22 protein-coding genes, 1 other RNA gene and 1 CRISPR repeat array are annotated in these 25,978 nt (G+C 44.1%); all 23 genes read left to right on the top strand.

All coding sequences use genetic code 11. The features are described from left to right. Positions 1-74: 74 nt before the first annotated feature. The 23 genes from Q0612_RS01725 to cas7c all read left to right on the top strand — a co-directional run bounded on the left by Q0612_RS01725 (position 75) and on the right by cas7c (position 24,865). Positions 75-347 (top strand): hypothetical protein, encoded by a 273-nt coding sequence (locus Q0612_RS01725; protein WP_044484564.1) that lies wholly within the window; start codon positions 75-77, stop codon positions 345-347. Further along, positions 331-609, top strand: coding sequence for a DUF4160 domain-containing protein (locus tag Q0612_RS11895; protein ID WP_210684768.1), 279 nt, complete (start codon positions 331-333; stop codon positions 607-609). The genes Q0612_RS01725 and Q0612_RS11895 overlap by 17 nt, the downstream gene beginning before the upstream one ends. Before the next feature lie 107 nt (positions 610-716). Then, complete coding sequence (locus Q0612_RS01720; RefSeq protein ID WP_298879939.1) at positions 717-911, top strand: type II toxin-antitoxin system HicA family toxin; 195 nt, start codon at positions 717-719, stop codon at positions 909-911. Positions 912-930: 19 nt separating this feature from the next. Beyond that, the gene (locus Q0612_RS01715) at positions 931-1,335 is read left to right on the top strand and encodes a type II toxin-antitoxin system HicB family antitoxin (RefSeq protein WP_021720541.1); all 405 of its coding nucleotides are present in this window, start codon (positions 931-933) and stop codon (positions 1,333-1,335) included. 307 nt (positions 1,336-1,642) lie between these two features. After that, positions 1,643-2,401 carry a carboxylesterase gene (locus Q0612_RS01710; RefSeq protein ID WP_298879931.1) on the top strand — a complete coding sequence of 253 codons (759 nt, stop codon included), beginning with the start codon at positions 1,643-1,645 and terminating at the stop codon, positions 2,399-2,401. Positions 2,402-2,411: 10 nt separating this feature from the next. After that, positions 2,412-2,873, top strand: a complete 462-nt coding sequence (locus Q0612_RS01705; protein ID WP_298879928.1) for a PaaI family thioesterase — start codon at positions 2,412-2,414, stop codon at positions 2,871-2,873. An 11-nt stretch (positions 2,874-2,884) separates the two neighbouring features. Next, a complete protein-coding gene (gene rnr, locus Q0612_RS01700) occupies positions 2,885-5,248 on the top strand; it encodes a ribonuclease R (RefSeq protein WP_298879925.1) in 2,364 nt (787 codons plus the stop codon). A 2-nt stretch (positions 5,249-5,250) separates the two neighbouring features. Next, complete coding sequence (gene smpB, locus Q0612_RS01695) at positions 5,251-5,718, top strand: SsrA-binding protein SmpB (RefSeq protein WP_009146155.1); 468 nt, start codon at positions 5,251-5,253, stop codon at positions 5,716-5,718. A gap of 86 nt (positions 5,719-5,804) precedes the next feature. Next, positions 5,805-9,479, top strand: a complete 3,675-nt coding sequence (locus Q0612_RS01690) for an SNF2 helicase associated domain-containing protein (RefSeq protein ID WP_298879918.1) — start codon at positions 5,805-5,807, stop codon at positions 9,477-9,479. Between the two features lie 103 nt (positions 9,480-9,582). Continuing rightward, positions 9,583-9,932: a transfer-messenger RNA gene (gene ssrA / locus Q0612_RS01685) on the top strand. Between the two features lie 163 nt (positions 9,933-10,095). Then, positions 10,096-10,548, top strand: coding sequence for a hypothetical protein (locus Q0612_RS01680; RefSeq protein WP_298879915.1), 453 nt, complete (start codon positions 10,096-10,098; stop codon positions 10,546-10,548). 169 nt (positions 10,549-10,717) lie between these two features. Then, positions 10,718-12,304 carry an AAA family ATPase gene (locus tag Q0612_RS01675; protein WP_298879912.1) on the top strand — a complete coding sequence of 529 codons (1,587 nt, stop codon included), beginning with the start codon at positions 10,718-10,720 and terminating at the stop codon, positions 12,302-12,304. Between the two features lie 609 nt (positions 12,305-12,913). Continuing rightward, a complete protein-coding gene (locus Q0612_RS01670; protein WP_298879909.1) occupies positions 12,914-14,194 on the top strand; it encodes a hypothetical protein in 1,281 nt (426 codons plus the stop codon). Continuing rightward, positions 14,184-14,378 carry a hypothetical protein gene (locus Q0612_RS01665; RefSeq protein WP_298879906.1) on the top strand — a complete coding sequence of 65 codons (195 nt, stop codon included), beginning with the start codon at positions 14,184-14,186 and terminating at the stop codon, positions 14,376-14,378. Before Q0612_RS01670 ends, Q0612_RS01665 begins: the two co-directional genes overlap by 11 nt. Positions 14,379-14,477: 99 nt before the next feature. Then, on the top strand, positions 14,478-14,741 hold the full coding sequence (locus Q0612_RS01660) for a DUF1653 domain-containing protein (protein WP_298879904.1): 264 nt from the start codon (positions 14,478-14,480) through the stop codon (positions 14,739-14,741). A gap of 53 nt (positions 14,742-14,794) precedes the next feature. Further along, positions 14,795-15,445, top strand: coding sequence for an MmcQ/YjbR family DNA-binding protein (locus tag Q0612_RS01655; protein WP_298879902.1), 651 nt, complete (start codon positions 14,795-14,797; stop codon positions 15,443-15,445). A 17-nt stretch (positions 15,446-15,462) separates the two neighbouring features. Beyond that, a complete protein-coding gene (locus Q0612_RS01650; RefSeq protein ID WP_298879900.1) occupies positions 15,463-16,296 on the top strand; it encodes a deoxyribonuclease IV in 834 nt (277 codons plus the stop codon). A gap of 36 nt (positions 16,297-16,332) precedes the next feature. After that, complete coding sequence (locus Q0612_RS01645; RefSeq protein ID WP_298879898.1) at positions 16,333-17,652, top strand: M18 family aminopeptidase; 1,320 nt, start codon at positions 16,333-16,335, stop codon at positions 17,650-17,652. A gap of 135 nt (positions 17,653-17,787) precedes the next feature. Then, entirely contained in the window at positions 17,788-19,110 is a 1,323-nt protein-coding gene (locus tag Q0612_RS01640; RefSeq protein WP_298879897.1) for a hypothetical protein, read from the top strand. A gap of 84 nt (positions 19,111-19,194) precedes the next feature. Continuing rightward, positions 19,195-21,339 carry a CRISPR-associated helicase Cas3' gene (gene cas3, locus Q0612_RS01635; RefSeq protein ID WP_298879895.1) on the top strand — a complete coding sequence of 715 codons (2,145 nt, stop codon included), beginning with the start codon at positions 19,195-19,197 and terminating at the stop codon, positions 21,337-21,339. Between the two features lie 218 nt (positions 21,340-21,557). Next, positions 21,558-22,208, top strand: coding sequence for a type I-C CRISPR-associated protein Cas5c (gene cas5c / locus Q0612_RS01630; protein ID WP_298879894.1), 651 nt, complete (start codon positions 21,558-21,560; stop codon positions 22,206-22,208). Beyond that, entirely contained in the window at positions 22,205-23,974 is a 1,770-nt protein-coding gene (gene cas8c, locus Q0612_RS01625) for a type I-C CRISPR-associated protein Cas8c/Csd1 (protein WP_298879892.1), read from the top strand. Before cas5c ends, cas8c begins: the two co-directional genes overlap by 4 nt. Beyond that, entirely contained in the window at positions 23,975-24,865 is an 891-nt protein-coding gene (gene cas7c / locus Q0612_RS01620) for a type I-C CRISPR-associated protein Cas7/Csd2 (protein ID WP_298879890.1), read from the top strand. It begins immediately after the preceding gene. A 215-nt stretch (positions 24,866-25,080) separates the two neighbouring features. Beyond that, a CRISPR array of direct repeats spans positions 25,081-25,956; the repeat unit is 31 nt; unit sequence GTCGCTCCCGTGAGGGAGCGAGGATTGAAAT. Positions 25,957-25,978: the final 22 nt, after the last annotated feature.

Below are 25,978 nucleotides of genomic sequence, written 5' to 3'. Positions count from 1 at the left end.
CAGTGATAAAAGAATAACTCTCTTGCTTTTTGATACGCTTTTGTGTACACTTAGACTAAAAGGAGGGGATTACTTTGATGTATCCGTTTTTAACCTTAGACGATAATACAGAAATTGTACATTCTGAGATGCGCAGTGATGGAACTGTAAAAGTTTACATTGAAAAGCCTGATGCCAAGGATTGCTTTCATCATGCTACGTGCTATTTACCGGATTATAAGTGGGAAGATATATTTGGTTTTTCACAAGAAGAAATAGATAAGTATCAGGAAATTATTGAATCAACGGCACATTTAATCATGCAATTCTCTCAAGAGGGTGGGTTCGATAATGCCTCAGGTTTTTAAGATAGGTTCTTACTGGGTTTATTTTTGGACCAACGAAAATGAACCATTAGAGCCTATACATGTGCATGTCTCTCAGGGTTCGCCTAGAGCTAATGCTACAAAAATTTGGATTACAAGGGCTGGAAAGTGTTATTTGTGCCACAATAATTCACATATTCCTGAGCGAGTTTTGAAAAACATTATGTCTATTATCGAAGCAAGAAGTCAAAGTGTTGTAAATAAGTGGCAAGATTATTTTGGACAAGTGAGATATTTCTGCTGATTTTAATAATGCCAAGAGAGAGGACGGTGCGCACCGTCCTCTTTTTGCGTATCTAAGGCTTGTACGTATTCAGTACGTGTGATATAATAAAGCCAAGGAGTGATGACATGCCACGCAAGTTTAAAGACATTATCAAGCTCATTGAAAAGGATGGTTGGGTGTTGGTGGCTCAGGTTGGCAGTCACAGGCAGTACAAGCATCCTACCAAACCTGGTCGCGTAACTATTGCTGCGCATAAAATAAGTGATGACATAAGCCTGAAAACAGAGGCAAGTATTTTGAAGCAAGCCGGATTAAGGTAAATTACAAGGAGGCATTTCTATGTACAAAAACTACCCGGACAATTATATTTTTCCTGCCATTATAGAAAAAAATGAAAAAAACTACAATATATATTTTCCTGATTTACCGGGCTGTGTTGCCTCGGGGGAGGATATTCCTCAAGCTGTTAATCAGGCTAAGGGTGCCTTGGAATTGCATCTTTGGGGAATGGAGCAGGATGATGAGGTTATTCCGGTTCCTGAATATAGAGATATGCATATTGCAGCCAATGAAACCATCTGCTTTATTGATGTGAATATGTTTGGGATACGTGCAAAGATGGATAACCGTTCCGTTAAGAAAACTCTCTCGATTCCCTGGTATCTGAACGAATTGGCAGAAAAGAAAAAGATTAACTTTTCTCAGTTACTGCAAAGCGCACTTAGAGCGCAGCTTGGGTTGTAAAAATATATGAGGACGGTGCGCACCGTCCTCTTTTTTCTACATCGCAATGTATGAAGTTGACCAAAAACAGCTTTTTTCTACATCGCAATGTATGAAGTTGACCAAAAACAGCTTTTTTCTACATCGCAATGTATGAAGTTGACCAAAAACATCTTTTTCTACATCGCAATGTATGAAGTTGGCCAAAAAACGTCTTTTTCTACATCACAATGTATGAAGTTCTTGCAAAATCAAAGCATGCTGTAATCAGTATGCTTTTTTTATGATATAATATAAACTAGTATAGAATAATTTTGAGGTGAAGCTTGTGCAGATAATTGAAGGTGCAGAATCATTTCTGCTGGAAGGGAAAAATAATAAGGCGGTTTTGCTTTTGCATGGTTACACCGGTGCGCCGTCGGAAATGCGACCGCTGGGAGATTACCTGCATGCGCTTGGCTACACTGTGAGCTGCGTGCGCCTTCCTGGCCACGGCACGAGCATCAAGGACCTGGAGGCAACCACCGCGACGGATTGGTATGGTGCTGCCGAAGCGGCCTGCCAAGAGCTGCTGGAGCGCTTTGACAGCGTTTATGTGGCAGGCCTTTCAATGGGCGGACTGCTGGCTATCAAGCTGGCAGCAAAGCTGCCGGTGAAGAAGGCTGCCTTTATTTCGGCACCTATTTTTGTGCAGGATAAGCGTGCGCCGCTGTTGGCGTTTTTGCGCTTTTTCATCCACTACTTGCCCAAGCACAAGAAGAATTACCAGGAGCTGCAGAAGTATTGCATATCTTATGCCAAAATGCCGACGAAGCCGTTGATGAGTCTTTTTAAAATGCTTAACGAATGCAAGAACAAGCTGTTGGCGGAAATCAAAATCCCCTGCCTGGTTTTGCAGTCCAAAACAGAGCATACGGTGCAGCCGCGCAGTGCTGAATACATCTATAATAAATTAGCCGCAGCCGCCAGCAGAAGATTAGTCTGGTTTGAGCGCAGCGGGCACATTCTGACACTGGACCGCGAGCATGAGGCAGTTTTTAAGGCAATCGCCGATTTTTTTGCAGAAGAAAAGGATATTGAGGGGTAAACGAAGAAATATGGATAAGTCAATATTAAACAATAACGAATATAGCTGGTGCTTTGCCTGTGGCAAGGATAATCCCAGCGGTTTACATATGCGTTTTGAAATTGATGACGACAAGTGCACAGCGTACTTTACGCCGCGCAGGGAGCACCAAAGCTATCCCGGTCGCATGCATGGCGGCCTGGTGGCAGTGCTGCTGGACGAGGTGACAGGCAATTATCTTTTTGCCAAGGAGGGCAAGCCTTCCTATACGGCAAAAATTGAAATCCGCTACCGTCAGCCACTGGCGATTGGCGAAGAGGTTATCTGCACCGGGCGCGAGCTGAAGCGCAAGGGACGCATGGTGGAAATGCAGGGTACAATCTGCAAGAAGGATGGTACGCTTTTAGCAGAATGTCTGTCGAAGATGATGATTGTGGACGAAACGCCGCAACCGTCGCGTAAGCTCGCCGCAGGCGAGGGTGAAGAAGAATAGAGGTAAATATTATGCAGACGAAGGACGTACGAGAAAAAATTTTAAGCCTGATGCGTGATGGCAGCTATGCGCCGATGACCTCGGAGGAGCTGGTGGATGCACTGGGGCATGATGTTAATCCCAATAAGTTTTGGGATGAGCTGCTGGCGCTGGAGCAGAACGGTGAGATTATCAAAACACGCTTTGAAACATACGGCCTGCCGGAGAAAATGGGCCTGGTTGCAGGACGCTTTCAGCTGACGAGCAAGGGCTTCGGCTTTGTCATCCCGGATAACAAGGGCGACAGACCGGACGTGTTCATTCCACCGCGCGCTTTGCATGGTGCGATGAACAATGACCGCGTGCTGGCGCGTGTGAACAATGCGGCGCAGGGCAAAAAGCCTGAGGGCGAAATCCTGCGTATCATCACGCATGCTAATAATAAGGTGGTAGGCGTTTTTCACCAGACCGGTGATTTCGCCTTTGTAACGCCTGACGACAAGCGCATCGGTCAGGACGTATATGTTATGCGCAAGCATTTTAACGGAGCCAAGGAAGGACAGAAGGTAGTAGTAGAAATTACCGAATGGCCACAGGAGCACCGCAAGGCCGAGGGCAAGGTTACCGAGGTTTTGGGCAACATCGGTGATGTAGGCCTGGAGATTCTGTCGATTATCAAGCAGAATGACCTGCCATTGACCTTCCCGGAGGAGGTGCTGGAGGCTTCGCGCAAGGTGCCGAAGTCTATTAAAAAGAGCGAGCTGGCAGGACGCCGTGACCTGCGTGAGCGCACTGTCGTAACCGTCGACGGCGAGGATGCCAAGGACTTGGACGATGCTGTTTACGTAGAGCAGATAAGCGATAATGAATACCTGCTGGGCGTTTATATTGCGGATGTCAGCTATTATGTTACGGAAGACAGCGTATTGGATAAGGAAGCAAGAGAGCGCGGCACAAGCGTTTATCTTGTCGATCGCGTACTGCCGATGCTGCCGGAGCGTCTGTCGAACGGTATTTGCAGCCTGAATGCCGGTGAGGACCGCTTGTCCATGGCCTGCGAGATGCACATCGACAAAATGGGCAAGGTTCTTGGCTACGAGATTTTCCCGGCGGTTATCAATGTCCGTCATCGCCTGAGCTATAATATTGTGCGTGCGATTTTGGCAGGCGACAAGGAAATGTGCGACAAGTATGAGGATATTTTGCCGATGATTGCCCGCATGGATATTCTGCGCCAGATTTTGCATGACAAGCGTGCGCGTCGTGGTGCAGTGGACTTTGATTTGCCGGAGCAGAAGGTTATTCTGGATGAAAAGCTGCACCCGATTGAGATTGTGCAGCGTATCCACGGCAATGCGGAGTCGATTATCGAGGAGTTCATGCTGGCGGCCAACGAAACCGTTGCGCAGCATATGTTTAACCAGCACTGGCCGTTTATCTATCGCGTGCATGATATTCCGAACGAGGAAAAGATGCAGGAATTCGCCAAGCTGTTGGCAAACTTTAATATTAAGTTCATTCCCAAGGAAGAAACGGAACCGAGGGATATTCAGCAGGCTGTGAAGGAAATCGCCGGCCGTCCGGAGGAACGCCTGGTAACAACAGTAGCGCTGCGCTCCATGAAGCAGGCAGTTTACCAGACGGATAACATCGGTCACTTTGGCCTGGCGGCGAAGTACTACACGCACTTTACCTCGCCAATCCGCCGTTATCCTGACCTGATTGTGCACCGCCTGCTGCGTGCCTGGATGGCCAAGCCCACGCTGAAGGAAGCAGATGCTGAAAAGCTGGGCGATAAGCTGGATATTATTGCTGACCATTCCTCCATTCGCGAGCGTGCAGCAGCGGACGCCGAGCGTGCTACCGTCGACCTCAAAATGTGCGAATATATGGCAGACCATATCGGTGAAGAATTTGACGGCGTAATTTCCGGCGTGACGGCCTTTGGCATGTTCGTTGAGCTGGAAAACGGCGTCGAGGGCCTGGTGCATATTTCCAGCCTGATGGACGATTACTACGAATATTACGAGGAGCGTTATGCCCTTGTCGGCACGCACAGCGGTCACACCTATCGCCTGGGCGATAAGGTGCGCATTGAGGTGCTGCAGGTAAATATTAGCGATGTAAGCATCGACTTCATCATGGCAGGGGAGAACGCAGGCGTGCGTGAGCACATCCGCCAGCAGCTGCTGATGAAGCAGAAGCCGAGCAGCGGACGCAGCACGCAGAGCATCGCTCTGAGTGCGGAAACGCAGAAGAAAAAGCACAAGGGTGCGAAGAATAAAGAGGCCGGACGCCGCAGCGCTAAGCACGGCAAGCCTGCACCGAAGAGCAGTTCCAAAGGTGGCAGCAAGTCCGGTAAAAAGAGCAGAAAAAAGAATAGGAAAAGCAGATAATTATGGCAGAACAAAAGATTAAAATTATAGCAGAAAATCGTAAGGCACGCCATGACTTTACCATTTACGAAACCTTTGAGGCAGGCATTGCGCTGACCGGTACGGAGGTAAAGTCCCTGCGTGCAGGCAAGGCGAATATGAAGGACAGCTATGCGCAGGTAACGCGTCAGGCGGAGGTCTTTGTGTATAATCTGCACATCAGCCCCTACGACCATGGCAATATCTTTAACCATGACCCGCTGCGCAGCCGTCGCCTTTTGCTGCACCGTGCGGAGATTAACAAGCTCATCGGCAAGGTGAAGGAAAAGGGCTATGCGCTTGTACCGCTCAAGCTGTACTTTAAGCATGGTCTGGTGAAGATGGAGCTGGCGCTAGCAGTAGGCAAGAAGCTGTACGATAAGCGTCAGGACATGGCCAAGCGCGACGCAAAGCGCGAGATGGAGCGCGCGCTGAAGGACAGGAACAGGTAAAACAGGTAGCTCTCTTGAGTGCGCCGGAAGTGTATTGGTGTGCTTAAGAGAGCTTTTTGCATGAAGGGTACAGGAGTGTTGCGATAGTGAAGTGGCAGAATTATTTTCCTTGGAAAATATTACAAAGAGGCAGAGAATATTATTGTGCAGGCAATATTGATGATCTTATTATCGATGGCTTGTCCTTGGAGGCCTATGTATTTGGCAGAGAGTTATATCATGTGCATGCAAAAATAACTGAAAACCATAAGCTTGCTATGGACTGCTCTTGTCAATATAATGCTACAGGACCATGTAAGCATCTGGCTGCTGCCTTATTTCTAGCAGAGCAGGAAGGCTTTTTTGATGATGAGCGCATTAATGAACTTTTGGGTAAAAATGATAAGACATTCATTAAGCAGTTTTTTTCTGCCAGCGATTATGATGAATGCATTTTTAATCTGGCAGAAATAACCAGCAAAGTTTGTTGCACTGAAGAAGCTTATGAAAAAGCTAAAAAACTGGTGCAGCAGCAGGAAGTTGTTTTGACAGCTTGTGATACAGAAGAAAATAATTTCTATTCGCCTGGTTCGAAAAAAATCTTAACAGCCCGTATAGAAGGATATGCCTTCTTTAGCAATGGACGTTATCCGTTAAAGATTGTTTTTTCAGAAGATGATATTTTAGCTATAGAATGCAGCGTGCCGCGAGCACAGTTTAGTTATTTTGCGCATTGGTCATCGGAAGCTAAGAGGTTTAAATTTAATGCCTACCTTATGGCTTTTCTTTTTTTGATTGATGCTTACATTAAAGAACATAATCCTGGCGATTACACCAGCACTGCCGGAAGGGAATTGCTGGAGCTTTATAGCAGCAAGCCGAAATCTTTAATTCCTGTTATGCAAAAGCATAGTAATGCAAGCATGGTGCAGCTTGTACCTCGGTTGGAGCTTAGTGAGGATGCGTTAAATCTTTCCTTTAAAATTGGCAGGGACAAGCTGTTCGTTGTCAAAAATATCCCCTTGTTAGTAAAGGAGTATAGCTTTAGCGCAGAACATGCTTTGGGCAGCAAGGACAGTATTAATTTCAGTATAGAGAAATTTACGGAAGCTGCAGATAAGTATTACACCCTGCTTAGGGAGGTTGTGGAAGAAGATAATTTTCGCAATGACGAAAATATGAAATATCGCAGTTATGGCGTACCGGTTAAAAGCATTGCTTCAGGAAACAGTATTTTGCTGTTTGGCAAGACGTTAGACAGTTTTTATGAGCTGGCGAGCGGTACAAAAATTGAAGCAACATGTAAGCTTGGCGACAGTAGCAAAAAGCTTATCTTAAGCCTTCGTGATAAGAATCTGGATGTAAACCTTATTCTTTCTCCTGATATGAATAAGAAGGGTGTATTTAAAGGAATCAATGTGGAGGGCAAACTGCCTAAGGTGTATCCGGGTTCTAAATTTGCTTACTTTGCTGATGATTATTATTTGAACCGTATGGATATTGCTCTTTTTAATAAATTACAGCCTTTGCTTAAACATAGTGAAAATGGTAAGGTTAGTCTGAAAATAGGTCATAAGGATTTGAACAGGTTTTATTATCAGGTATTGCCGGAGCTGGGAAGCTGTGCACAGATAATTGAACATGATGCGGCTGTTATTGAAAAATATCTGCAGCCGGAGGTAAAATTTTCCTTCTTTTTGGATTATCAGCAAGGCAAAATTTTTTGTGTGGCCAAAGCCTGCTATGGTGAAGAGCAATATAATCTGCTGGATGCTTTAGCTGGTAACATGATTGCTACCAGCAGAGACGAAGATAAGGAAAAGCAGCTTGTAGAACTGCTTCACTATTATTTTAATGACGTTGATATGACTGAGCTTGCTTTTGTTATTGATAAAGATGAAGACGTCATGTGGCAGTTCCTGGAAAATGGTGTTGCCCAGCTTATGGAGTTAGGTGACGTGAACACCACGGATGCTTTTCAGCGGATTAAAATCCACAACAAAGTTAATGTCAGTGTGGGTGTAAGCATTGACAGCGGCTTAATGGATTTGTCGCTGAGCACCAGGGAAATTTCGCTGGAGGATTTGTTGGCTATCATAGGCAGTTATAAAAACAAGAAAAAATATCATCGCCTGCGTAATGGTGACTTTGTCAATATTACTAATAAAGCTGTTGAAGAATTAGCAGATATGTTTACGGCTATGCGGATTGCCCCCAAGGATTTTGTCAAAGGAAATATGCAGCTGCCTGCTTACAGGGCATTTTATTTGGATAAAATGCTGGAGCAAAATGCATATTTATATACAGAGCGTGACAGCAATTTTCGCAGGCTTATTAAGGAATTCAAGGTTATCAATGAATCTGACTTTGAAGTGCCGCCATCTTTAGCTAAAATAATGCGCAATTATCAGGAATATGGTTATAAATGGCTACGAACTTTGGCAGCTTATGGTTTTGGCGGTGTTTTGGCAGATGACATGGGGCTTGGCAAAACCCTGCAAAGCATAGCTGTTTTAGCAGCTGCTAAAGAAGCAGGTGAAGAGGGAACATCGCTGATAGTTTGTCCTGCTTCGCTTATTTATAATTGGCAGGAGGAATTTACACGTTTTGCACCAGCTTTAAAGATTATTTTAATTGTTGGGACACAAAAAGAGCGGGAAGAAAAAATTGCTCAGCTTACCGGTTATGATGTAGCTATTACCTCTTATGATTTATTGAAGCGTGATATATCTGCTTATGAGGGCAAGACCTTTAATTATGAATTTATCGACGAAGCCCAATTTATAAAAAATCATACTACGGCTGCAGCAAAATCGGTTAAGCTGATTAAAAGTAAGCACCGCTTTGCACTTACGGGCACACCTATCGAGAATCGCTTAAGTGAACTCTGGAGCATTTTTGATTATCTGATGCCGGGCTATTTGTATGAATATAGTTGTTTTAAAAAGGAGCTTGAGCAGCCTATTGTTAAAAGCAATGGTGAAGCTGCTGCCAAGCGCTTAAAGCAATTAATAGCTCCCTTTATTTTGCGACGTTTAAAGAAGGATGTTTTAAACGAACTGCCGGAAAAAATCGAAGAGGTGCGTATCGCATGCTTTGATGCCAAGCAACAGGCGCTTTATGATGGGCAGGTTGTGAAAACGCTCAAATTGGTGCAGTCGCAGAGTGAAGAAGAGCTTTCTAAGAGCAAAATACAGATTTTGGCAGAGCTGATGCGTTTGCGCCAGATTTGCTGTGATCCTGGCTTGGCGTTCAGTAATTATGAAGGTGCTTCTGCTAAGCGGGAACTGTGCCTGGAGATGGTGCAAAGTGCGATTGCAGGCGAGCATAAGGTACTAATTTTTTCTCAGTTTAAATCTATGCTGGAGCTTTTGGCTGATGATTTGCAGCGAGAAGGCATTGGCTACTATACGATTACCGGTGCAACGCCTAAGGAGAAAAGGCTTGAACTGGTGCGTGCCTTTAATAATGATGCTACACCTGTATTTCTTATTTCGCTTAAGGCTGGTGGTACCGGTTTGAACCTGACCGGAGCAGATGTGGTGATTCATTATGATCCGTGGTGGAACGTTGCAGCACAAAATCAGGCGACAGATAGAGCGCATCGCATTGGGCAGGAAAAGGTTGTTTCTGTTTATAAGCTAGTGGCGAAAAACTCTATTGAAGAAAAAATCTTAAAGATGCAGAACGATAAACAGAATTTGGCTGAAAGCATTTTGTCTGTTGATGGACGCAATAGCATCTTTACGATGTCTAAAGAAGAGCTGCTGAATTTATTGTAAAAGCCGTCACAATTTATTCATAATATGCTATTTGACTTTTTGACTAAAGCATAGTACAATATCATTGTAGCGTATCGGCTCTTTCACCGATATATTCCAATTTGGGGATGTACTGGTTTCGACGGGGGTAGGTGCGGTATGATAAGCGAGCCGTGGTTCCATCTGCACGATAATCGGTGGGCACGTTTAAATATAAACGCTGAACAAGAATACGCTTTAGCAGCTTAATCTGCTAACTGTCTCCAAGCCTCCTCCCGCGGGTGAGGAATGACAGTCAATAGTGGGATACCTTAAGGCTGATTCCTATAGGCTTTAAGGGAAACTCTTTAGGATAGCAATGTGAAGGCCCGTCGTCAGGCAGTCGCAGCGCGAAACAAAGTATGACGTCTGCGCTCGGAGAAAGTTGTATGGCAATATTTTCGGACAGGGGTTCGACTCCCCTCATCTCCACCAGAATTAGTCCAATCGTGACAGTTGATTGGTGGAATAAAAAACAGAGGATAGTGTATAACAGCACTATTCTCTGTTTTTGTTTGAAAATGATTTTATATGCAGGAGTGTCGGGATAGAATAGATTATTCCTGCTGGCGGAGTGGAAAAGAAAGTGGGTTATAGCGTGGAAAATTTTGGCGAATATCTTTTAGGTGCCTTAGGCTGTATTAACATGATTTTGGCGATGCGCAAGTTTGAAATACAGTGGACGTTTTGTGATTATGTGGTACCTGTGCTGGAGGAGACGGGCGAAACAATCCTGGGAAAACGTGGCTCCTTCTTAGTACTGGTTGCGACCATCTTTATTCTGGGGTTGCCCATCAGACACCAATTATACCGGGGTGATTATGTGCTGCCTTTGTTTATTTTCCTGCATTTTGTTGTTATGCGGGTATTTTGGCTGCAGACACAGAGAATGATTTATCTTGTGTTCGATCAGTATAATGAGGAAATATGTGAAAGCTACGAGAAGCAGGAGGAGGAGCCGGAGTATCCCTGGAAGGAAGCGGAGCTGAGCCTGCTGTCGTTACCGTGGACCTGGACTGATAGTTATAATCGCTATAATAATTTAGAGTAGGCTGGGGGAATGTTAAGAGGCAAGCCAGCTTTGCTTTGAGATGCGGCATTCAAGAACTTCAGAAACAAGAATGAAGTATTTTTTCAATGCTGTTTATTATATACTGCAATAGTCCTTTCTGCTATAATTTTATATATAGGTAACGTGAAATGCGAGGAGGTTAAAGCAGATGGGCAGGTTTGTTAATCCTGATAACAGCGCTTTTCAAAATGCGGTTAATGGAGAAATATATATAGATAAGAGCGGATTGATAGAACTGACCAACAGATTTCTTGGTACGCCACAGGAATTTATATGCAACACACGTCCGCGTCGTTTTGGTAAGTCTATGGCTGCCAATATGCTGGCAGCTTATTATAGCAAGGGGTGCGATTCCAGAGAGCTTTTTAAGGGACTGCAGATTGAAAAGAATGCCAGCTATGAAAAGTATCTCAATAAATTTGATGTTATTCATTTTGATGTGCAGTGGTGTTTTAAAGAAGCTGGTAGTGCGGAAAAAACTGTCAGCTTTATTACGCAGACTATCTTAGCAGAATTGCGTGCTATCTATGGAGCTGTTATTCCTGAAAATGTAGATAAGGTTTCCGGTGCTTTGTCTTATATTAGCGCAGCAACCGGCAATAAATTTGTGATAATTATTGATGAGTGGGATGTGCTTATCAGAGATGAGGCGACCAATAAGGCGGTGCAGGATGAGTATATTGACTTTCTGCGTAACCTGTTCAAAGGTGTAGAGCCTACTAAATTTATCGCACTGGCCTATATTACAGGCATCTTGCCCATAAAGAAGTATAAAACTCAGTCGGCATTGAATAATTTTGATGAATATACGATGATAGGACCAGGACTGATGGCGCCCTGGATTGGCTTTACTGAAGGTGAGGTCAAGGTCTTATGTGAAAAATATCAAAAGGACTTTGCTGAGGTTAAGCGTTGGTATGATGGTTATCAATTAGAAGATTATCATGTGTATAATCCGCGTGCCGTTGTTAGTCTGATGCTGCAGGGGACCTTCCAGAGCTATTGGACGCAGACGGGAACGTATGAATCCATTCTGCCGCTGATCAATATGGATTTTGATGGCTTGAGGTCTGCTATTATTGATATGTTAGCAGGCGACGCTGTGGTAGTTATACCGTATTTTTTCCAAAATGATATGGTAAGCTTTAGAGACAAGGACGATGTCTTGACGTTGCTCATACATTTAGGGTATCTTGCTTATAATCAGAAAAAGAATCAGGCGTTTATACCTAATGAGGAAATACGTTTTGAGTTTGCAATGGCAACGAAGGTAAATAAGTGGAGTGAGCTGATCAGCTTTCAGAAGGAGTCACGTGCTTTGCTGGAAGCTGTATTGGATGAGGATACAGAAGCTGTTGCGGAGATGATGGAAAGCATTCATAATCAGTACACCTCTGTCATTCAGTATAACGATGAAAATTCTTTGAGTGGTGTGCTGACTATTGCTTTTTTAGCTGCGATGGATTATTATTTCAAGCCGATCAGAGAGCTACCGACCGGGAGAGGCTTTGCAGATTTTGTATATCTTCCCAAGCCAGCGTACAGAGAGGATTATCCTGCGCTGGTGGTTGAGCTGAAATGGAACAGGGGTGCTGAGACAGCATTGCAGCAGATTAAAGAGAAGCGCTATGCGGAATCGCTTAGGGAGTATGCTGGCAGTGTTCTTTTAGTAGGGATTAACTATGATAAGAAGACGAAGGAGCATAGCTGCAGCATAGAGCGGATTGCTAAATGAAAATCTTTAAAGCATAAAAAAGCCTACTGGATTACGTGGTCAGTAATTAAGTAGGCTTGATTTTTTGGAACATGTCGGTGTTCAGCTGATGAACAAAGCATAGCATATAATAACGAGGTAATCGTGGAAAAAAGGTGCGCATTGATTTTGTTAGAGAGAGCAACACAGGCTGACGCTTCGCATTTACGCAAGGCGTCAGTTTTTTTCGTTGGCAGCTGATAATTTGTGCCAAGTGTCCCGAATAATATATAAAATTTAGGACACATGCTGCTCTTGTTGATGCCCATGCTACTCATTATTCTAAGCAGTGTGATTGACAATTATGGTTAGAATATGAGCAGAATGATTAGAATATGGTTAGAATGGTTAGAATATGAGTAGAATAGAACTGAGGAGTGAGCAGAAATCCGCACCTTGCCAATGTCTTTTACCATAATTCATAGCATATAACACAGGCTGACGCTTCGCATTTACGCAAGGCGTCAGTTTTTTTTCGTTGGCAGCTGCTACACTGACTAAAGCTTTTTATATTGAAATTATGTTCGTAAAGTGCTATAATAACATTACAAAAACACAACGAATGTTCGCTTAGCGCGGGAGGAATTTGTCATGGAAGCCAATAAGCAGAAAACAGAAAAATACTATGCCTGTATAGATTTGAAGAGCTTTTTTGCTTCCGTAGAATGCGTGGAGCGCGGGCTTGATCCCTTCGAGGCGAATCTGGTGGTAGCTGATGCTGCGCGCGGACGCGGCGCAATCTGCCTGGCCATCTCCCCGGCGCTGAAGCAGCTGGGCGTGCGCAACAGGTGCAGGCTGTATGAAATCCCCTCGTGGATTAAGTACACGATAGCCAAGCCACGCATGAAAAAGTATATGGAATATTCCACTGCCATTTACCGCAACTATTTGGATTACCTCAGTCCGGAGGATATTCACGTATATTCTATTGACGAATGCTTTCTTTATCTTTCACCCTATTTGCGGCTCTACAAAAAATCCCCGCTGGAGTTTACGAAGCTGCTGATGGATTCTATATATACTAAATTTGGTATTTGTGCTACCGGCGGCGTGGGCACAAATATGTTTTTGGCGAAGGTGGCGCTGGACGTGCAGGCCAAGCACAAGCCGGATAATATAGCGTATCTTGACGAAGAGCTTTTTAAGCAGACGATGTGGCATCACCAGCCGCTGACTGATATCTGGAACATCGGCAAGGGGATTGCCAGAAGACTGGAGCGTCATGGCATCTGCGACCTTTACGGCATTTGCCAGGCGGACAAAAAATGGCTTTATAAGGAATTCGGCGTGAATGCGGAGTATTTGATCGACCACGCCTGGGGACGGGAACGCTGCACGATGCAGCAGCTTAAGGCGTACCGGCCCAAGTCGCACAGTATTTCCAACAGCCAGATTCTTTTTGAGGATTATGCTTATGAGGACGCGCTGATTGTGCTGGTGGAGATGGTGGAGCTTTTGGCGCTGAAGCTGGTGGAAAAGCAGATGCTGTGCAATGTTATAAGCCTGCAGATAGGCTATAGCAAGGAGTGCTATGCACCGACCGGCGGCAGCAGGCGTTTGCCGCAGCCAACAGATTCGTTTCAGGTGCTGGAGGATTTTTTTGTTGCACTGTATAAGGAAAAGACGCTGCAAAATCAACCAATCAGGAAGCTGACGGTTTGCGCGGATAATCTTGCCTGGCTGGGCAGCGAGGAGCAATCGCTGTTTGCGCCGTATGATGTTGATGAGGACAAGGACAGGGACGTGCAGCAGGCGCTGCTGGATATTAAGGGTAAGTATGGCAAGAATGCTATCCTGCGCGGAATCAGCTATCGGGAAAAGGCGACGGGCAAGCTGAGGAATACGTTGATTGGAGGTCATAATGGTGAATGATGATAAGTGTTTTCGCAAGGGCGGCAGGCGCCAGGCGGTGCATAATCCGTTTAAGGCTGCAGCCGAGGATAATGCAGATTACAGCGTGCGTGCGAAGCAGTTTGCTGCTTTTGACGCTTTGAAGGGGTTTCGGGAGCTGATAGAGGCAGCGGAGGCGGACGCGGAGGAAGAGTACGACGGGTAGGTGAAGGGTGCCACGCTATTATCCTTTACAGCACGTGGCGGAGAAGGCGTGTTTTGTAGTATAATTATATAAGCTGACATACTTCCGGAGGTTAATATTATGACTAGAGAAATGCATATGGGCGACATTGTGCGCCATTTCAAAAGAGAGACTATCGCCAATCCTACGACGGAATACTTGTATAAGATACTGGCCTTTGCCGAGCACACGGAGACCGGCGAAAAGCTGGTGGTGTATCAGGCGTTGTATGCTCCGTTCAAGATTTGCGCCCGTCCTTACGCTATGTTTATGAGCGAGGTGGAGCGCGAAAAATATCCTGCGATTAAACAAAAGTATCGCTTTGAGGTTGTGCAGGAGTTCTGATTTCAGCTGATTTGCTGGCGGTATTGCTGATTTTATTTGCAGGGGGAAGGGCAATGCTTTATCCTATTTTAGAGCAATATGATGTTGATATAAAAAAGGCGCTGGCCTATGGCTTTGTGCAGAAGGGCGCAGGGCTGACACTGCGCAAGCCGCTGCCGGAAACGGAATTTTACGCTGTTGTTACGCTTGCAGGCAAGGCGGTGGCGGTAAATGTTTTGGAGAGTGATACGGACGAAGCGTACCTGCCCTTTAACGTGGCCGATAACATCAGCGGCTACGTGATGAGCGTGCGCGAGAGGGTGGAGGCACTGCTAGAGGAAATAAAGGCGCAGTGCCTGGTGAAGAGCAATGTTAAGCTGCAGCTGATGGATTATTGCTCGCAGCGCTTTGGCACTGTTCCCGACGCTCCCTGGCCGGAGACGCCGGATGCCTTTACCTTTAAGACGGCGCGGAAAAATAAATGGTACGCTTTGTTTATGACGATTCCCTATAAAAGCCTGGGGATAGCGAAGGCAGGGAAGGTTGATGTTTTGAATATTAAGCTGCCACCAGCGAAGGTTTTGCAGCTGGTGGACAGGCAGCATTTTTATCCTGCGTATCATATGAATAAAAAGCATTGGCTGACGGTGCTGCTGCAAAAGGATGCAGACATTTCGTTGGTACAGAAGCTGCTGGCGGAAAGCTATCAGCTGGTGGAAAAATAGCAAAGGAGATTGAGCAAGTGTTACATATAGGTTGTCATTTATCCTCATCGAAGGGCTTTTTGGCGATGGGGAAGACGGCGCTGTCGATCGGTGCCGATACGTTTCAGTTTTTTACGCGCAATCCGCGCGGCGGCAAGGCAAAGGCTGTGAAGCCGGAAGACGCGGCGGCGCTGAACGCGTTGATGCAGGAGCACAATTTTGCGCCGATTCTGGCACACGCACCGTATACGATGAACCCCTGCGCGGCGGATGAAAAGCTGCTGGAGTTTGCGCAGATGGTGATGGAGGGCGATTTGGCGATGCTGGAATATGTGCCGGGGAATATGTATAATTTTCACCCCGGCAGCCATGTGAAGCAGGGAGCTGAGGTTGGCATTGAAAAAATTGCGGCGTTGCTCAACAGCGTGCTGCACAAGGATTTGCATACCACAGTTCTGCTGGAGACGATGGCAGGCAAGGGTACGGAGGTTGGTCGCAGCTTTGAGGAGCTGGCGGCGATTTTGAGCAGGGTGCAGCTTAACGAAAAGATGGGTGTCTGCCTGGATACCTGTCATATTTTTGACGGCGGTTATGATATCGTCAGCGACCTGGATGGCGTACTGGCGCAGTTCGATAAAATTATCGGCCTGGAGCGTTTGAAGGCCGTGCATCTGAACGACAGCCTGAATATCTGCGGCAGTCATAAGGATCGTCATGCGTGCATCGGTGTAGGCAACATCGGTCTGGAGGCGCTGACGGCGGTGATTAACCATCCGGCGCTGCGCACACTGCCGTTTTACTTGGAAACGCCGAACGAGCTGCCGGGCTACGCTGCGGAAATCAAGCTGCTGCGTGAGCGCTTTGCAGAGTAATATACCAAGAATTTTTGCAAGAGGTGAAAGATAGAAATGGAAATGGCTTATACAGAGCTGAATGCGAAGCTGTGCGCTTTTTTGGATAAAACGCCCAACAGCTTTTTTGCCGTGAAAAATATAAAAGAGGAGCTGGCGGCTGCCGGCTTTACCGAGCTGCAGGAAAACAGCAGATGGCAGCTGCAGAAAGGCGGCAAATATTATGTGAGCCGTAACGGTTCGGCGCTGCTGGCCTTTGCAATTCCGCAAAAGGATTACCTGGGCTTTCAGGTTTATGCCTGCCACTGCGATTCGCCGGCGTTCAAGCTGAAGAATAATGCCGAAATTGTGGTAGACAAAAAGTATGTGAAGCTGAATGTGGAAAAGTACGGCGGCATGCTGCTGAACACCTGGCTGGACAGGCCGCTTTCCGTTGCCGGACGCGTGCTGTGCAATGTTGACGGCCGTTTGGAAGCGCGCCTGGTTAATATTGAGCAGGATTTGCTGCTGATTCCCAATCTGGCAATCCACATGAACAGGGAAGCCAACGATGGCGTTAAGCTGAACGCGCAGACGGATATGCTGCCGCTTGTTGGCAGTGCTGCGACCAAGGGCGGCCTGCAGAAGCTGCTGGCAGAGGCCTGCGGCGTTACTGCGGAGCAGATTGTAGATACGGAGCTTTTCCTGTACAACCGTATGCCGGCGACTACAGTGGGCCTGGCGCAGGAATACGTGGCCAGCGGCAGGCTGGATGATTTGCAGTGCGTGTTTGCCGGTCTGCAGGGTTTTTTGGCGGCAGAGGCAGGCGCAAGTGTGCAGGTGTTCTGCATGCTGGATAACGAAGAGGTTGGCAGCGGGACGAAGCAGGGCGCGGCGGCGACCTTCTTAAAGGATGCGCTGCAGCGCATCAATATGGCACTGGGCAGGGACGAGGAGGATTATCTGGTGTCCTTGGCCAACAGCCTGATGCTTTCGGCGGACAACGCTCATGCGGTGCATCCCAATCATACGGATAAGAATGACCTGACGAACAAAACCTATCCTAATGAGGGCGTGGTTGTCAAATACAGCGCTAACCAAAAATATACTACAGATGCGGTATCCGGCGCGCTGGTGCAGCTGCTGGCTAAAAAGGCGAACGTGCCGCTGCAGCTTTTCTATAACCGCTCGGATATGGCAGGCGGTTCAACCTTAGGCAATATCTCTACCAGTCAGGTAGCAATCAAATCGGTGGATATAGGCCTGGCGCAGCTGGCGATGCATTCCGCCTACGAAATGGCCGGCGTTAAGGACACGGCGTATCTGGCGGAGCTGGCGCAGGCATTTTTTGCCGCCGCTGTGGCGGAGGCTGGCGACGGAACGTACTTCCTGAAGTAACAATTTAATATGTATAGATATAGGGGCATAGCAGATGCTGGTGACAGGTCTGCTGTGCCTTTGCTATTAGTTGCGGGCGTTTCGGCGTGGTGCTATACTGAGCTTAGAAAGTTCATAAGCGAAAGTGGTGATTATATGTTGCAGGCAATACGCAGATTATCTAAAACACATCTGGCAGTGCTTTGCATCTGCCTGCTGGCTGTGGGCAGTGCGGTGTACTTCTTTTTGGCGCAGCGTGCCAGCCGCCATGCGGCGGAGCTTTTTAACTATTATATGGCCAAGCAGCAGGTGCTGGCAGGCACGGTGACGGCCGAGGAGCTGCGTGCTGATATCTGGGGCAATGTATATTTTAAAAACCTGACCTGGGATTCGCCGGAGGATGAACGCTTGCTGGATGTGCCGGAGGGACGCATCAAAATCAAGCCGAAGGATATTATCCTGCGCATTGCCGGTATTGATACGGTGCAGGAGGTGGAGCTGCGCGGTGCTTATATTCATCTGGGTTTTGATGATAAAATGCGCCTGGACATCCTGCAGAATAAAAAGACGGCGGAGGAGATTTTGCCGGACGAGGTGCCACCGGAAAAGCGCCATTTGCAGATTAAGGGCAAGCTGCCGAATATCAGGCTGATTTTGCATGATACGGTGCTGTCGGCAGAATACAAAAAACGCCATTTTATTTTGAATGATGTGGACGCAGCGGCGCAGATACATGAGCATCAAAAGCTGGAGCTGCATCTGGCGGCAGGACGTTACGGCGGCAGCATTGCAGGCAAGGGATTGAATATTGACGGAACCTGCGAGCTGCAGGGGGAGCAGAAGACGAATATCAACATCTGCCTGTATGATGTTATCCCGGATTCGCTGGGCATGAAGAATGTTAATGATGCGATGACTGTGACCGGGCAGATGACAGGCAGCCTGAAGAAGCCTTTGATTGATGGGGCGCTGGCGCTGAAGGAGCTGCATCTGAACGATTTGTATTTTACGAATATCAACGGCACCTACCATTATGAAAATGCGTTGATCACCTTTCAGGATGTGACGGGCAGCATTTTTGGCGGTACCTTTGATGCTATCGGCCTGTATCATTTTGATAATCGCTATTACAAGATTGATGTTGATGGCAAGAATCTGATGGCTTCGCTGGCTGCCAAAAGCAGCAAGATTAATACGAGCGTTGCTTTGAAGATGAAGTTCCGCAATGAGGGACCGCATGGCAATAATTTGGTATACGGCAGCTTTTCTACGGGCAAGGGAACGTACATGATGGTGCCGTTTTTGAGCCTGCGCGGCAGCTTCAGCGACCAGAGCGGCGAGCTGGCGTTCAGCAATGTGGAGATTGAAACCAAGGTAGGCACGTTTGAAAGCGATGTCTTTAAGATTGTGGACGGCAGATTGCAGCTGGGCGAGATTTTTCTGGCGAACGGCGAGGGCAGGCGTATACGTGTGAGGTAGGGGGGAGGAGAATGTTAGTGTTATGGAGAATTTTCTAAGTGAGTATATGAAGAAAAACTTTTGATATTAGGAGGATAAGTAAAGATGAAGTATATTGGACATAGAAGTGATGATGGCGAAAATAGAGAACAAGCTCTCTTTGAACATTTGAATGGAACAAGTACTTTATGTGCTGAGTTTGCCAAAAAGTTTACAATAGAAGAAATAGGAAAGTTGCTAGGCTTATATCATGATGTTGGAAAGTATTCTATTGGTTTTCAGAAACGAATTCAACAGAATGGACCAAAAGTAGATCATTCAACTGCAGGGGCACAATTACTTGGAAAATATTTTGTACCATTTGCTTTTTGTATTGCAGGCCATCATAGTGGTTTAATGAATCTTGGCGTAAGAGGTGATATTGATAACGGAACTTTGGTAGCTCGTATGCGAAAGGAATTAGTAGGAATTTTAGATTATAGTGCCTTTAAAAACGAATTACCTGAATTAAGTGTAAACAAAAAACTTTTTCCAGCTTTCGTTGATACCTTTTCAGCTATGTTTTTCACAAGAATGCTATTTTCCTGTTTGGTAGATGCTGACTTTTTGGATACAGAGCGGTTTATGCGACCTGATACTCTGAAGCGTGGTGAATTTTCTGATTTAGAAGAGCTATATAAGCGATATAATGCCTATATTATGGCTTGGGGAAAGCCTACAAATAAACTAAATGAAAAACGTACGGAAATTCGTGAAGAATGTATTAACGCAGCTCATGGTAATGAAGGAATGTATACGTTAACTGTTCCTACTGGTGGCGGTAAAACAATCGCGTCGCTTGGTTTTGCTTTGGAGCATGCTATGCAACATAAAAATAAGGAACGTATTATCTATGTAATTCCTTATACTTCCATTATTGAGCAGACCGCTGATGTTTTTCGTTCTATTGTAGGAAGTGAGGATGTAGTTGAGCATCATATGAATGTTGATTATGATGATGCAGAATTTGGTGATAATAAACAAAAAGAAAATGAACGTAAAAAGCTGGCAACGGAAAATTGGGATGCACCGATTATTGTAACGACTAATGTGCAGTTTTTTGAATCATTATATGGCAATAAAACTAGTCGTTGTCGTAAATTGCATAATATTGCTAACAGTATTGTGATTTTTGATGAAGCACAGATGTTGCCTAATGATTATTTAATTCCTTGTATGCGAGCTATAAGGGAATTAGTAAGTAATTATCATGTAACTGCGGTATTGTGTACAGCAACGCAGCCTAGTTTGAATAAATATTTTACTGAAGATGTACAACTACATGAAATTTGTTCTAATGTAGATGATTTGTATGATTTTTTTAGGCGTGTTCATTATGAAAAGACTGATTTTGAGGACACAGAAGCTTTGGTTGCACAACTTAATATACATAAACAGGTATTATGTATTGTTAATTCTAAAAAAGCTGCACAGAAAATTTTTGATGGCTTGAACGGAGATGGTTGCTATCATTTATCAACTTTTATGTATCCGCAGCATAGACGAAAAATCTTGGTTGAAGTTAGGGAACGACTTAAGAATAATTTGCCGTGTAAGCTTGTAGCTACCAGTCTTGTTGAAGCTGGTGTCGATGTGGACTTCCCGGTAGTTTATCGTGAAATTGCCGGCTTAGATAGTATAATTCAGGCAGCTGGCAGGTGTAATCGTGAAAATAAAAGACCATTAGAAGAGAGTATTGTTTATATATTTGAAATTAAGAAAGATGATACTAAAATCCCTAGTTTTATAAGATTACCAAGAGAAATTACGCAAATGGTAATGCGTGATTTTAATGATATTTCATCTACAGCGGCAATAAAACAATATTTTGATCAGTTACATGTAAATAAAGGCGAAAGCCTAGATATGCACAATATTTTGGGGATGTCTGATAAGAGGATGTTGTTTAAAGATATTGCTTCGGATTTTAAGATTATAGGCGAAACCGGTCGAGGAGTTTTTATTCCATGTGATGATGTCAGCAAGAAGTTATTGGAACAACTGCGTGCAGGCGTATGTAATCGGTCCTTGATGAGAAAAGCAGGACAGTACATAGTAAATGTTTATGAAAATCAATTTCTTAAGTTGCAAGGAGCAGGAGTTATTGATGTTATTGACGAAAATATTAATGTATTGACTGATATGAGTATTTATGATGTCCATAAGGGATTGATAGTAAATATTGATGATGGTGTTGGTGTGTTCTTTTAAATTTTAAAAACAAATAGAGACGGAGGTACCCGTCTCTATTTGCTTTACTATAAAAGTAAATCGACAATATTTCTATCCACATGAGAATTTCATGACATATGTATAATATCAGAGAAGAAAAATATATGCAAGACTATTGTGGTATCATTGACAAAAGATAGAACTAGATATATAATTAAAGTAAATCAACAATGAAATAAATAAAAGGCGGTGATAATGTGAGTATTAAATTAGAGGTTTGGGGTGATTATGCATTATTTAGTCGCCCGGAGTTGGCTGTTGAGCGTGTTTCTTACGATTGTATAACGCCATCGGCAGCGCGTGGTGTTTTAGAAGCAATTTACTGGCATCCCGGCATGAAATGGATCGTGGATAAAATCTATTTGCTTAGCCCTATTCGTTTTACTAATATTAGACGTAATGAGGTTAAGGCAAAAGCTAGTGGTAGCAAGGCAAGAAGTGTGATTAACGGAGCTGATGGTAAAGATTTATATCTTAATACCAAAGATGAAATTCAGCAGCGTGCGTCAATGGTGCTCAAGGATGTGCATTATGTTATCGAAGCGCATTTTGAAATGACGGATAAAGCTAATGCAGGCGATAATCCTGGTAAGTTTCAGGATATAATCAAACGACGCATTACTAAAGGCCAATGTTACCATACACCATACTTTGGTTGTAGAGAATTTCCGGTTAATTATCGTATGTACGATTTTAACAATGTGCCTACGATTGCTGAAAATCGTGATTTAGGATTGATGCTCTATGACATGGATTATAGTGATTTAAATAACATCAAGCCTATGTTTTTTAGAGCTGTATTTGTCAATGGCGTAATAGATCTTACGCAATGTGAGGTATACAAATGATACTGCAAGCATTAGTAGATTATTATGAGGCTTTAGCTGCTAAAGGAAAGGTGGCTAAACCAGGTTGGGGAAATGCCAAAATATCTTATGCGCTGAATATTGATAAACAGGGAAGGTTACTAAACCTTCTTTCTTTGAAAATTTCTGTGCAAAAAGGTAAGAAAACAGTCGAATTGCCACAGAACATATTACTGCCGGAAGCAACGAAACGTACTGCAGGAGTTGCTGCACAGTTTTTATGGGATAATGCAAAATATGTTTTGGGTATAGATTCCAGTGGTAAAACTGAGCGTAGTAAGCAATGTTTTGAGGCAATGGCACAAAAATGTCAGGAAATATTGGCAGATGCTATTGGTGAAAAAGCAATGGCACTAAAAGCATTTTTTGCAACTTGGCAACCAGAATTAGCTCATGAAAATATGCTTTTGCAGCCTTATATGGAAGATTTACTGGGTTCAGCTAACTTGATGTTTAAGGTTGATGGCGAAAGTGTAGAACAGGATGAAGAAATCAAACGGGCGTGGGATTCTTATAAAAGCCAGCAAACTACGGATGTAGCTAAAGGAATTTGTTTGGTTACTGGAAAAACGGCTCCTGTAGCTCGTCTGCATCCTAGTATTAAAGGGTTGTATGGAGCACAGTCTTCTGGCGCCGCTTTGGTAGCGTTCAATGCTCCTGCTTATGAATCCTATGAGCACAAGCAGGGAGACAATGCACCGGTCAGTGAGTATGCTGCCTTTGCTTATACAACAGCGTTGAATACTTTATTGTCGAACGACAGAAATTATCTACGTATTGGTGATATGACTGTTGTGTTTTGGGCAGAAGAAGCAGATGAAGATAATGAAGATGTTTTTGCTGATCTTATTAGCAGTGCCAATGAGATTATCAAAGACGATGATATCAAGGGCTTTTTCGAAAAAGTTCGAGCTGGTAATACGTTTGAAATTAGTGATTTTACGGTTAAACCGGATAACAAGTTTTATATTTTAGGATTGTCGCCTAATGCTGCAAGAATTTCAGTACGTTTTTTCTTTACCAATACCTTTGGTGATTTTGTTAAGAATTACGAAAAATATTTTCGCGAATTTGAAATTATCAAACCAGGATTTAATAACAGAGTAAGTATACCATTATGGCAGATTCTGCAGGAAACTGCTAATAAAAATTCCAAAGATAAAGCAGCTACACCGTTGTTGACAGGTGCTGTTTTACGTAGTATTTTAAGCGGTACAAAATATCCTGAAGCGTTGTATCAGAATACAATCTTACGAGCAAAGGCTGATCAGGATAATCCTGATAAAAATATTACTAAAATCAGTAGAATCAAGGCGGCAATCATTAAAGCTTGTTTGATGAGAAATTACAAATATAATGAGGAGGTTGTTACTGTGGCATTGAATGAAGAATGTAAAAAAGTACCTTATGTGTTAGGAAGATTGTTTGCGGTACTTGAGGACTTGCAGGAAAAAGCTAATCCTGGTATTAATAGTACTATAAAGGATCGCTACTTTAATTCTGCTTGTGCTAATCCTAGCATGACTTTTCCGCTGTTGACTAAGCTTGCCAATACGCATTTGAAGAAAATTTCATCACAAAAAGGTACTGTAATCTATTTTGAAAAGTTGATTGGTGAACTTATGAATAAACTTGAAGTTGCAGACAATGCGATGCCGGCTCGTTTAAACTTACCGGAACAAGGTGAATTTGTTCTCGGATATTATCATCAAGTGAAAAAACGTTATGAGAAAAAGGAGGAAAAATAAATGGCTGAAGTAATCAAAAACAGATATGAGTTTACAATTTTATTTGATGTAGAAAACGGTAATCCGAATGGTGACCCGGATGCAGGCAACATGCCGCGCATTGATCCTGAAACTGGCTATGGCATTGTTACTGATGTTTGCCTGAAGCGTAAAATCAGAAATTGTGTTGAGACGATGTGCGAAGATAAAGAAGGCTACAAAATCTATATTAAAGATGGTGTACCTCTGAATGAAAGCGATAATACTGCATATATTGCGTTTGGCACTGATGAAAAGAAAATTAAGGAATTAAAAAAAGATGATCCTGAAATTGATAAGAAAATTTGCCAATTTATGTGCAATAATTTCTTTGATATTCGTACTTTTGGTGCAGTTATGACTACATTCGTAAAGGCTGCTTTGAATTGTGGTCAGGTTCGCGGTCCTGTGCAGTTGGGCTTTGCTCGTAGTATTGATCCGATTGTGACACAAGAAGTTACAATTACCAGAGTTGCTATTACAACTAAAAAGGATGCAGAAAATAAGAGCACAGAAATGGGCCGTAAATATATTGTTCCTTACGCATTATACCGTGTAGATGGTTATATTTCTGCAAATCTTGCACGTAAAGTAACTGGATTTAGTGAAGATGATTTGGCTTTGTTGTGGCAGGCAATTATCAATATGTTTGAATACGATCATTCTGCTGCTCGTGGCAATATGGCTGTACGTGAGCTTATAGTATTTAAGCATGCCACGGAATTAGGTAATGCTCCTGCATATAAGTTGTTTGATATTGTGAGTGTTAAGCGTAAGGAAGGAGTTATTGCTGCTAGAAGCTATAATGATTATGAAGTTGAAGTTGCAGAAAATAAACTCCCTGAAGGTGTAAGCTGTACACGTATGATTTAAGGTAATTTCTTCTGTGAGCAATTAGTGTTTGTGTAATTTAGGTTCATGGTGCGAAGTTATATGGAACATAAAATTTAGCTTAGGTTCGCAACTTAAGCTAGAATGGGAAACTATAAGTTTTCTCACATCAAAATAAATTTTTGAGTATTTGAGTTGAGCTAGTTCGCAAAAAATGCTTGATTTAAATGAATAGAGAAGTAATTTGTTTTGATGCTGTCGCTCCCGTGAGGGAGCGAGGATTGAAATTGAACAAAATGGATGGCGTGTATATCATCAAGAGTCGCTCCCGTGAGGGAGCGAGGATTGAAATTCTGATATCAAAAATAAGGTTAAAGAGCTGAAAGTCGCTCCCGTGAGGGAGCGAGGATTGAAATCCAGATGAATACTTTGATAAAGCAAAAGCCGCAGGGTCGCTCCCGTGAGGGAGCGAGGATTGAAATACGTATGGCAACATCAGCAGTTTTTACTTCGTCCGTCGCTCCCGTGAGGGAGCGAGGATTGAAATGGCGCGCTTCTCGGCGGTATTGCCGGCGGCGGTGGTCGCTCCCGTGAGGGAGCGAGGATTGAAATTACTTCGATGCATTTACCACATCTCCATGTCCGGTCGCTCCCGTGAGGGAGCGAGGATTGAAATCTGCCGACGTGGTGGAGCGTCGCAGAGAGATTGCGGTCGCTCCCGTGAGGGAGCGAGGATTGAAATCTACTTAATCCATTGCGTAAAGTATAAAATAGCGTCGCTCCCGTGAGGGAGCGAGGATTGAAATCGTCAAATAAATATCCTTTAAACTCATCGCAATAAGTCGCTCCCGTGAGGGAGCGAGGATTGAAATCTTAAATAGGTTATAATCAGCTTCAGCAATAGCGTCGCTCCCGTGAGGGAGCGAGGATTGAAATACGAAGTTGCCGTAAAAAAGCGTCATGAAGGTGAGTCGCTCCCGTGAGGGAGCGAGGATTGAAATTTTGTCAACTTCATACAGATTTTTGGGAACCTGCTCGTCGCTCCCGTGAGGGAGCGAGGATTGAAATAATATGAATAAAAAAGAAATAAGTATCCTTGCTAGTCGCTCCCGTGAGGGAGCGAGGATTGAAATAATATGAATAAAAAAGAAATAA

The organism is uncultured Phascolarctobacterium sp. (assembly GCF_937920985.1).
In the GTDB taxonomy this organism is placed as follows: domain Bacteria; phylum Bacillota; class Negativicutes; order Acidaminococcales; family Acidaminococcaceae; genus Phascolarctobacterium_A.
The sequence above is the reverse complement of the archived record's forward strand: the minus strand, read 5'-3'. Positions and strand labels throughout refer to the sequence as shown.

Coding starts and splice junctions, on each gene's coding strand:
- Q0612_RS11895 (WP_210684768.1), top strand. CDS start 331: ATGCCTCAGGTTTTTAAGATAGGTTCTTACTGGGTTTATTTTTGGACC.
- Q0612_RS01720 (WP_298879939.1), top strand. CDS start 717: ATGCCACGCAAGTTTAAAGACATTATCAAGCTCATTGAAAAGGATGGT.
- Q0612_RS01715 (WP_021720541.1), top strand. CDS start 931: ATGTACAAAAACTACCCGGACAATTATATTTTTCCTGCCATTATAGAA.
- Q0612_RS01705 (WP_298879928.1), top strand. CDS start 2,412: ATGGATAAGTCAATATTAAACAATAACGAATATAGCTGGTGCTTTGCC.
- rnr (WP_298879925.1), top strand. CDS start 2,885: ATGCAGACGAAGGACGTACGAGAAAAAATTTTAAGCCTGATGCGTGAT.
- smpB (WP_009146155.1), top strand. CDS start 5,251: ATGGCAGAACAAAAGATTAAAATTATAGCAGAAAATCGTAAGGCACGC.
- Q0612_RS01675 (WP_298879912.1), top strand. CDS start 10,718: ATGGGCAGGTTTGTTAATCCTGATAACAGCGCTTTTCAAAATGCGGTT.
- Q0612_RS01670 (WP_298879909.1), top strand. CDS start 12,914: ATGGAAGCCAATAAGCAGAAAACAGAAAAATACTATGCCTGTATAGAT.
- Q0612_RS01665 (WP_298879906.1), top strand. CDS start 14,184: ATGGTGAATGATGATAAGTGTTTTCGCAAGGGCGGCAGGCGCCAGGCG.
- Q0612_RS01660 (WP_298879904.1), top strand. CDS start 14,478: ATGACTAGAGAAATGCATATGGGCGACATTGTGCGCCATTTCAAAAGA.
- Q0612_RS01655 (WP_298879902.1), top strand. CDS start 14,795: ATGCTTTATCCTATTTTAGAGCAATATGATGTTGATATAAAAAAGGCG.
- Q0612_RS01645 (WP_298879898.1), top strand. CDS start 16,333: ATGGAAATGGCTTATACAGAGCTGAATGCGAAGCTGTGCGCTTTTTTG.
- Q0612_RS01640 (WP_298879897.1), top strand. CDS start 17,788: ATGTTGCAGGCAATACGCAGATTATCTAAAACACATCTGGCAGTGCTT.
- cas3 (WP_298879895.1), top strand. CDS start 19,195: ATGAAGTATATTGGACATAGAAGTGATGATGGCGAAAATAGAGAACAA.
- cas8c (WP_298879892.1), top strand. CDS start 22,205: ATGATACTGCAAGCATTAGTAGATTATTATGAGGCTTTAGCTGCTAAA.
- cas7c (WP_298879890.1), top strand. CDS start 23,975: ATGGCTGAAGTAATCAAAAACAGATATGAGTTTACAATTTTATTTGAT.